Source organism: Methylobacterium nigriterrae (assembly GCF_037106235.1).
GTDB lineage: Bacteria > Pseudomonadota > Alphaproteobacteria > Rhizobiales > Beijerinckiaceae > Methylobacterium > Methylobacterium nigriterrae.
Genome location: NZ_JBAWTG010000190.1, coordinates 1 through 6,401, shown reverse-complemented (window position 1 = coordinate 6,401; position 6,401 = coordinate 1). Strand labels below are relative to the sequence as shown.

The 6,401-nt window shown below is 62.2% G+C and carries 5 protein-coding genes and 2 pseudogenes; 3 read left to right on the top strand and 4 right to left on the bottom strand.

What is annotated here, in order from left to right; genetic code table 11:
• Both WDW90_RS33645 and WDW90_RS33640 read left to right on the top strand, forming a co-directional pair.
• Positions 1–1,198: sulfoacetaldehyde acetyltransferase (locus tag WDW90_RS33645; protein WP_336492029.1), on the top strand; the 1,198-nt coding region annotated here is incomplete at its 5' end.
• Positions 1,199–1,669: 471 nt separating this feature from the next.
• Positions 1,670–2,710, top strand: coding sequence for a YeiH family protein (locus WDW90_RS33640; protein ID WP_336492028.1), 1,041 nt, complete (start codon positions 1,670–1,672; stop codon positions 2,708–2,710).
• A gap of 773 nt (positions 2,711–3,483) precedes the next feature.
• Here the strand turns inward: WDW90_RS33640 and WDW90_RS33635 are convergent.
• Complete coding sequence (locus WDW90_RS33635) at positions 3,484–3,972, bottom strand: YciE/YciF ferroxidase family protein (protein ID WP_336492027.1); 489 nt, start codon at positions 3,970–3,972, stop codon at positions 3,484–3,486.
• Between the two features lie 357 nt (positions 3,973–4,329).
• Here WDW90_RS33635 and WDW90_RS33630 point away from each other — a divergent pair, with 357 nt between their 5' ends.
• The gene (locus WDW90_RS33630; RefSeq protein WP_336492025.1) at positions 4,330–5,334 is read left to right on the top strand and encodes a LysR family transcriptional regulator; all 1,005 of its coding nucleotides are present in this window, start codon (positions 4,330–4,332) and stop codon (positions 5,332–5,334) included.
• Positions 5,335–5,582: 248 nt separating this feature from the next.
• Here the strand turns inward: WDW90_RS33630 and WDW90_RS33625 are convergent, their stop codons facing one another.
• The 3 genes and pseudogenes from WDW90_RS33625 to WDW90_RS33615 form a co-directional block, all read right to left on the bottom strand.
• Positions 5,583–5,768, bottom strand: coding sequence for a hypothetical protein (locus tag WDW90_RS33625; RefSeq protein WP_336492023.1), 186 nt, complete (start codon positions 5,766–5,768; stop codon positions 5,583–5,585).
• 35 nt (positions 5,769–5,803) lie between these two features.
• A pseudogene (locus WDW90_RS33620) lies at positions 5,804–6,028 on the bottom strand (hypothetical protein); the annotation flags it as partial.
• Positions 6,029–6,078: 50 nt separating this feature from the next.
• Positions 6,079–6,401, bottom strand: a pseudogene (locus WDW90_RS33615) (hypothetical protein); the annotation flags it as partial.

The window sequence follows — 6,401 nt, the reverse complement described above, 5'->3', positions numbered from 1 at the left end:
TTTGTCGAACGCGAGCTTCCCGGTGATCCTGAACGGGGCCGGCGTCGTCATCGGCGATGCCGTCGCGGAATCCGCGGCGCTGGCCGAGCGGCTCGATGCACCCGTCTGCTCCGGCTACCAGCACAATGACGCCTTCCCGGGAAGCCACCCGCTCGCCGTCGGACCCCTCGGCTACAACGGCTCCAAGGCCGCGATGGAGCTGATCGCGCAGGCCGACGTCGTGCTGGCGCTCGGCACCCGCCTCAACCCGTTCTCGACGCTGCCGGGCTACGGGATCGACTACTGGCCCAAGAACGCCAAGATCATCCAGGTCGACATCAACCCCGACCGCATCGGCCTCACCAAGACGATCACGGTCGGCATCTGCGGCGATGCCAAGCAGGTCGCCCGCCAATTGCTCGAACAGCTCGCCGAAGGGGCCGGCAACCCGGGACGCGAGGAGCGCAAGGCCCTGATTCACCGGACCAAGTCCGCTTGGCTGCAGACGCTCTCTTCCCTCGATCATGAAGAGGACGATGAGGGAACAAGCTGGAACGTTGAAGCGCGGGAGCGCGACAAGGATCGCATGTCGCCGCGCCAGGCCTGGCGGGCGATCCAGGCCGGGCTGCCGCAGGACGCCATCATCTCGACCGACATCGGCAACAACTGCGCCATCGGCAACGCCTACCCGACCTTCGAGAAGAGCCGGAAATACCTCGCGCCGGGCATGTTCGGACCGTGCGGCTACGGCTTCCCCTCGATCATCGGAGCCAAGATCGGCTGCCCCGACGTGCCGGTCTTCGGCTTCGCGGGCGACGGCGCCTTCGGGATCTCCATGAACGAGATGAGCTCGATCGGCCGCGAGCAGTGGCCCGCCATCACCATGGTGGTCTTCCGCAACTTCCAATGGGGTGCGGAGAAGCGCAACACGACCCTCTGGTACGACAACAACTTCGTCGGCACCGAGCTCGACCCGAAGCTGAGCTATGCCAAGATCGCGGAAGGCTGCGGCTTCAAGGGCGTCACGGTGGAGACGCAGGACGACCTGACCGCCGCCGTGCGGACCGCCGCCGAGGACCAGGGACGCGGGATCACGACCTTCATCGAGGTCGTCCTGAACCAGGAGCTCGGCGAGCCCTTCAGGCGGGACGCGATGAAGAAGCCGGTGAGCGTTGCAGGGATCAATCGGTCCGATATGCGACCGCAACAACAGGCCTAGCGCAACACATACCTGAGCGGCGATCGGCTTCGCCGCTCAGGTCCGGCGTTATATATTCGAAAAAAGACGACTAAGCTGGTTCCTCCGAGCATGCACAGCGAAAGCAGACCAATCTCGCTTAGCGGTCTGATTGAGTTCCGTGAGTACTCCGGCCAGCGTAGAATAGACACAATGTGCGCTGCGCAACTGTACCCGCTGTGCCATCAACGATCCGTAGTTCATCGCCAAGTCCGTGCAGGCATGGATTGCCGGTGTGGACTCTCAGGCCGCCTACTGAAGCTCGCACTCCCACAAGTTCAGCAACTTTGATTCAAGTTATATCGCTTCGGACCCACTTGCTCGCAGATAAGGGGTGATCTCATTTAGCAATCTACCGCAAGCGCTGAGGTTCCGGTGCAGCATTAACCTGGAGAAAAGAGGCCACTTATCGAGACTTTTTGCTAGTTCAGCCTCGGCCGAAAGGAACCTTCAATGTCAAGCCTCGCACGCCACTCTGCCTTGAACGGGCTGAGAAACCTGAAGGGGCTGCAAAAAGCCTCAGCATATTTTCCGGGGATCCTTTTCAGCATCACCATTGGCATGGCTGCGACCTTTGTATCGGGTGCCTATGGAGGGCCGACCGTTCTCTTCGCGCTTCTCCTGGGGATGGCGTTTAACTTCATCTCGACTGAGTCTCGCCTCGCGCCCGGCGTGGCGTTTTCATCGCGCTCGATCCTTCGGATAGGTGTGGCTGCGTTGGGCGCTCGGATCACAGCCGAGCAAGTGTTGGGTCTTGGCTGGTCGACGCTCGTTGGCGTAGCCGCTGCTGTTGCGCTCACCATTGGCTTTGGCATGGTGGCCGCCAGGCTGCTCGGCCTCAAGACGCAATTTGGTGTTCTCACCGCCGGTGCAGTGGCGATCTGCGGCGCGTCTGCAGCCGCGGCAATCGCCGCCGTGTTACCGCGTCATGAAATGCACGAACGCGATACCGTCTTTACCATCATCGCAGTGACGACGTTGAGCACCATCGCGATGGTGCTCTACCCGGTCGTCAGCCGGATGTTCCACTTTTCGCACGCAGATGCGGGAGTGTTCCTCGGCGGAACTATCCACGATGTGGCACAAGTAGTTGGTGCTGGCTACAGTGTCTCGCCCGAAACGGGTGATGTGGCCACGATCATCAAGCTGCTCCGTGTTGCTCTCCTTGTTCCTGCCGTTCTCTCCATCTCTGTACTTGCGCGCCAGGTCGAGCCTGAGGCTGGGCCGGCCGGAAAGCCCCCGGCGCTCGTTCCGGGTTTCCTTCTGGCGTTCATCGGCATTGTGCTGCTTAACAGCTTTCACCTCATTCCGCCGGCCGTTCAGTCCGCACTCAGTGATCTGTCTCGGTGGTGTATCGTAATTGCGATTGCGGCACTCGGCGCCAAGACCTCACTGGCTGCCCTCGCCAAAGTGGGCCATCGTGCCATGGCTCTTATGGTGGCCGAGACGGTTTTCATCGCCTTGTTCGTGCTGGTGCTGGTGCATGTGGGATGAGCCGCTTCCTCTCTGGAATGATGGTCGTAAGGCACTCAGGCGTTCCTGAGGCCGACACATTGCCGAGGGACAATACCGGCGGGGTTCTACGCAGGGGTACTCGGCGGCAACGGTCCGGCAAGGCCTCGAGAGCTGCAATCATTCCTCGTAGATAGCAATGGAACCTGGGATCAAGCTTGGTCAGTGGAGCGAAAGGCACAACGAGCAATCCACAGGAGGTATGGCCGGGGCGCTGACGGCCCGGAAGCCTGAGCAAGGCCCGGCGTCGCAGGCGTGAGGTGAAGTGGCTCGAACAGAGGCGAGATCCTCTGGAAAGCCGCCGCGTTCGCACGGGAATGCGCGACAAAATTCGCTGGAGGGCAGCAGAGCTGACGGTTCAGCGTTGCATTCCTGCAGAAGGCGTTCACCAGACCGGCCCTCCGAATCCTGCAGGCTGCTCAGCGAGCTCGGCCGGTGCTTCACTATTGCCGTCGGACGGGCGCCGCATGCACGGAGCGAAGGACCGCGTGACCCGCCCCGATGGCCCGAAGGCCAGCAGCATGATTGAAGGCATCTATAGGCGGGTGCTGGCATCACAGTCTACAGTCACCAAGATTTGGCACTCGTGCCCTGCGACCTCAGCACGGCCCACTTGACCGCCTTTTAGCGCGTGCAGACGAGGCTCCCACCTGGTGCTGACCTGCGCGAATGCCATCCTAGCCCTCCGACGCCCGAACCGTCGCCAGAGCGCTCCAAGTGATTGCAGATGCCAATCAGATCTCGTGTCCAGACAGCTAAGCTGCTGCCGGATTGATGGCTTCCTCGGCGAGGTCTGACAGGACTCCGTCCGTGTTCTCCTCCTCGGCGAGCGTCTCCTTGAAGAGGCTCTCCGCTTCGCTCTGCCCAAGCTGCTTGGCCCAGGCGATTAGAGTGCCGTAGCGGGTGATCTCATAATGCTCCACCGCCTGGGCCGCCGCGATGATCCCCGCGTCGCCCGCACTGCCGCCGCCAAACTCCTCCATCATCTCCTCACCCTCGTCAATGATGCCCTGAATGGCTTTGCACTCGACGCCATCGGGCTTCTCGCCAAGAGCCTGGAACACCCTTTCAAGGCGCCTCACTTGCCCCTCGGTCTCCTTCTGGTGGACGCCGAGCGCGACTTTAAGGTCGCCGGAACGCGCAGCCTCCATCATCTTCGGCATGGCCTTGAGGATGGCGTTCTCGGCGAAGTAGATGTCTTTCAGCTGATGCAGGAACAGAGCCTTGAGGTCTTTCTCAGCCATAGCGGTTTCCTTACAAAGGGGCTCAGAAAGCCAAACTGGGGGGCAAGGCACTCGTTCCCGGCGTCCAAGGTACAGAGCTCAGTGCGGGTTAGCCGCGGCCGAATAGATCCCCGGCTTACCATCGGCGCTGAAGTTGCCTTAGTTCGGTCTATCGTGAGATAAAGATTTTGAATTAGCTATTGCCCCTGGGCGAAGCCATCTTGTTAGCTCGGTAGGGCCCGGGTTCGCTCAGGCTATCGGGCGGTCCTGAGTGGGCCGCACGCTTAGCTTCCTCCGCTCTGCCTGCACCTTTGCTACCGCCCGGCCAGGGCTGTCCCGGACTCGTGTCCACGCCATGCCTGCAAAACGGGGCCGGCGATGTTTTTGCGCCAATTCGAGTATCTGCTCGCGGTGGTCGAGGAGGAGCATTTCGGGCGGGCTGCCACTCGTTGCAAGGTCACTCAACCGAGTCTCTCTGTCGGCATCAAGCACCTGGAGGCCGAGCTCGGCGTCCAGATCTTCTTGCGCGGGAGAGGCTGCCGTGTTCACGGGCTGACCCCTGAGGGGAAAACAACTGTCAAATGGGCCCGCCAGGCGGTTGCTGACTGCAAGGCGATGCACGACGAGATTGCTACATATAGCGCCCAATCTCGACCCCTTCGAGTGGGAGTGACACCCTCGATGTCACCGGTCCTGCCGGCCCTGCTCCAGCGGGTTCGCGCAGAGCACCCAGACATGATCATGGATGTGCGCTCCATCGGCAACGGTGGCGGGAAGTTGGGGCTGAACAAATCTTCCCTCGACGTAGCCTTCGCTCATCTTGACACAGCCGAATTCGGGCATTGCAAAACCTTGAAGGTTTGCACCGAGAAGCTCGGTCTTTTGGTGCCTGACGTGACGGAGTTTGCTGACCGGACCAGTATCCCATGGCGGGAAGCGGCCGAGCTGCCACTCGCGCTGCTGCAGCCAGCTTTGCCCGAGCGCCGCTTTGTCGACAGCATCTTTGTGAGTCTCGGCTGCCACCCTGCGGCCCGAGTCGAGGCGGAGTCCATTATGCACCTAGTGTTTCAGGTGCAGTTCGGCGGCCTGTGCACGATCATCCCGGCGCATTTCACCCGTGTGCCTGGGCTGCCCCGCGGCACGAAAGCGCTTCAACTCATTAATCCCGTGGTGAGCCGGCAGGTAGGCCTGCTCTGGGCCGAGGGCGGGGCCATGACGCCCCTAGCTAGTCTGCTCGTCCGTGCCGTGAAGGACCTCAATAAGCGGGGTGGTCTGGAGACGGTTCTCAAGGACGTTGTTCTGAGGCCCTCTTTCCAGGGCCCGCTGGATGTCGACGGCGGTTTGGCCGGAGCATCGCTTCAGACCTCACCGGAGTGCGACTGAGCGGCTGCCCCGAGCAAACTCCGAGCGGTGGAACAGCTTGGGGTGTCCTACGACATGTCCCGCGACGCGCGTTAGGGTGAGACTGGCCCGATATCAGCAGCGCCTTTGCGGGCGGTCTTAGGCGCGCATGGGGGCGCTGCCAGTGCGGCCGAGAGGGGAACTGCGCTACTCCGGAGACCGGCATCTCGCCTCGCCGGGGATGGCACGCCGCGGATCACCGATCCTTGGCGTGTCTTGCTGTTCGCTGCCTACTCCGCGGAGATCTTGGCCGGCATCGCCGGCGTGACGCGGGCTGCGCAGAACTTGAACTCCCGGATGTTACCCATCGGATCGAGCGCCGGGTTGGTCAGCAGGTTGGCGACGGCTTCCGAACAGAAGGGAATGAAGATCGTGCCCGCCAGCACGCCGCAGTCGGAGCGTAGCTTGACGCTCACGGCACCGCAGCGTGTCTCGAGTGGCCAGGGACTGCGTCGGGCGCCCAGCGCTCGGCGGCCGGGAAGCGGCTCTCGGCGATCTCCACGTGGTCGGCCTGATGCTAGAAATGCGAGTCCGGATCGTGGGAGGTCTCGCGGGCCAGCTGATCGGTGACGAGCAATTCCATCACCATGGCGCGGGCCTTCACGACCCGGTCGCTCTGCGACTTCATCTTCATGCCAACGCACGGCACGCGCTTGCAGGAGGCCGCCAGCACGCGCCCAACTTGACAGGCGGGATCAACGACGGATTAGCAGCGCTTCAGGGGCGTCATGCCTCGTTTAGGAATTGCGCGACGCGATCCTCGCCGCCGTGAGCTGGGATCTGCGAGACAGGCAGGACCGATTCACTCGCGCCATCTTCCGAATTGCCTTCGCCGCGCCGGACGTAAAAAAACGGCTCCGGCAACTCTGCCCTGCCGGTCCTAAAGCCAAGAATGCGCTTCTCACCCTCGGCTGCTTCAAGACTTAGATCGTCCGGCCGCACCGTGACGATCTGCTTCTGCCCCGGTCGCACCTTGTCGCCTGTTCGCACAATCACGGAGGCCGCGTTCGAGAACCACGCTGTGAGCACACCCAGTTCCTTCTCGTACG